Origin of the sequence: Saccharothrix sp. ST-888 (genome assembly GCF_000955975.1) — a bacterium.
Classification (GTDB): Bacteria; Actinomycetota; Actinomycetes; order Streptomycetales; family Streptomycetaceae; genus Kitasatospora.
In genome coordinates, this window is record NZ_JYJF01001051.1 from 1 (window position 1) to 278 (window position 278).

General features: G+C 74.1%; 1 protein-coding gene. It reads right to left on the bottom strand.

Annotated features, from left to right (window positions below):
- Positions 1–278 (bottom strand): beta-ketoacyl synthase N-terminal-like domain-containing protein (locus UK12_RS35550; protein WP_045307363.1); only part of this gene is annotated, 278 nt, incomplete at both ends.

Here is a 278-nt window from a genome sequence, read left to right on the forward strand (position 1 = left end):
CGATCTGGTCGGCGGTGAGTCCGGCCGAGGCCAGCGCCTGGCGGATCACCCGCTGCTGGGACGGACCGTTCGGCGCGGTCAGGCCGTTGCTCGCACCGTTCTGGTTGACGGCGGAACCACGGACCACGGCGAGCACCGGGTGTCCGTTGCGCTGGGCGTCGGAGAGGCGCTCGACGAGGAGCATGCCCGCGCCCTCGCCCCAGCCCGTGCCGTCCGCGGCACCCGCGAACGCCTTGCACCGGCCGTCCACCGACAGCCCGCGCTGACGGCTGAACTCC